Source organism: Streptomyces sp. LS1784, assembly GCF_020103755.1.
Taxonomy (GTDB): Bacteria; Actinomycetota; Actinomycetes; order Streptomycetales; family Streptomycetaceae; genus Kitasatospora.
The window spans coordinates 1-1,407 of record NZ_JAHSQD010001045.1; the positions used below are offsets into that span (position 1 = coordinate 1).

At 77.8% G+C, this 1,407-nt stretch carries 3 protein-coding genes; 1 reads left to right on the plus strand and 2 read right to left on the minus strand.

The genetic code is table 11. The annotated features are described in order from the left end of the window. Positions 1-121: 121 nt before the first annotated feature. Positions 122-541: a hypothetical protein gene (locus KS423_RS45475; protein WP_224285513.1), complete on the plus strand. Its 420-nt coding sequence runs from the start codon at positions 122-124 to the stop codon at positions 539-541. A 168-nt stretch (positions 542-709) separates the two neighbouring features. Here KS423_RS45475 and KS423_RS45480 read toward each other — a convergent pair whose 3' ends face one another. Continuing rightward, complete coding sequence (locus tag KS423_RS45480) at positions 710-1,144, minus strand: SRPBCC family protein (protein WP_224285514.1); 435 nt, start codon at positions 1,142-1,144, stop codon at positions 710-712. Between the two features lie 27 nt (positions 1,145-1,171). Next, the coding region (locus tag KS423_RS45485) for a hypothetical protein (RefSeq protein ID WP_224285515.1) at positions 1,172-1,407 on the minus strand (236 nt) is incomplete at its 5' end.

The following is a 1,407-nucleotide window of genomic DNA, read 5'->3' on the forward strand; positions in this document are numbered from 1 at the left end:
CGCCGGGCGGGCCGCTGACCCGCGGAACCCGGCTGCCCTGCACCGGGCCGCCGTGGCCCGGTGCAGGGCAGCGGCCTGCGGGGCCCCGGTTGGCACCGGCCTCGCGGGGTAGGCGGAAAACATGGAGGACATCGGACCCCCGGCGGGCGATCCTGCCGGCGACGACGCGCGAGCGCTCGACCTGTGCGACCACTGCGGACGAGCCGTCGCCAGTGCCGACCTGCTCGGCGCCCTGGTGCCGGACTCCTCCGCCCTGCACTCCACCAATCCCGACCTGGACGGCAAGCGGGTCGTCCTGGCCTGTTCCGTGGACCACCTGGCCACCCTGATCGAGGACTACCGCCACCGCCCCTTCGTCCCCGAGGAGCAGTGGGCCGCCAAGGTCTGCCGGACTCTCGCCGAGTGTGACGAGCCCGTGCCGTTGAGCGTCGTCGCCCGACTGAGCGGCCTCTCCGAGCGCCAGGCGGCGGACGGCGTGGAGTGGCACAACGCCCGTGCCCGGGAGTGGCAGCGGCGCTACGGCGACCGGCGCGACGGCTGACCGGACCGAGGGCGAGCCGTGCGGGGGCGCCGGCTGGCGTAGGGGTCGGTGCACAGCCCGCCCGCCCCCTTCGCGGGTGTAGCCGCCGCCTCTCCACGCGGGTGGGCATCCCGGCCCGGCCCCGGTGGTCGGCGGGGAAGTCCGCCTGCGGCGTGGGGCCGCGGCCGCCTACGGACCCAGCAGGTGCTCCAGCACCCGGCCGAAGACCAGCCGCCCGGCCCGGGAAAGGGCAGGATCGAGCAGCCGGGGCAGGCCGGCCACCGTCAGCTCCTCCGTCCAGACCGCCGCACTGCCGCCGCCCACCGCCCGGACCCGCAGCTCGGCCCAGCCGTGCACCGGGTCGCCTCGCTTGACGAGCCGGCACTGCCCGTCCCGGCCGGGGCCGGGGGCGACCAGCGCGGCGATCTCCATCGGGTCGTCGAAGCGGAGCGGGCCGAGGGCCGTCCGGGCCAGGAGGACGTCGCCCGCCTCCCGGCCGGTGCCCCGGACCACGCGGACCCGGGTGAAGGGCACCCGGTCCCCGTGCCGGGGCCAGGCCGTCAGCCGCTCCCAGCACTCGGCGGGCGGCAGCGGCGTACGGCGGATCAGGACGAAGCGGGCCACGCGGCCACTCTAGCCACGCCGGAGGCCTCAGCGACGCCGCGGCAGGCCTCCCAGCAGGCCTGCCACCGCCGTCGGGTCGACGGCTTCGTCGAGCAGCACCACCAGCGGTGGGTGCGTCGGCGCCCCCAGCCGGGCGATCTCGCACGCGGTGACCCCGAGCCCGGGCGGGGCGACCAGGGCGATCGGTGCGCGGGACTCCACCAGCGGGCCGAGCACCGGGCGGTACGCGGCCGGGGGCGGGTCGTCCCCGGCGGGGCGCAGCA

Excerpts from the sequence above, each read along its gene's own strand:
- KS423_RS45475 (WP_224285513.1), top strand. The coding sequence starts at position 122 with ATGGAGGACATCGGACCCCCGGCGGGCGATCCTGCCGGCGACGACGCG.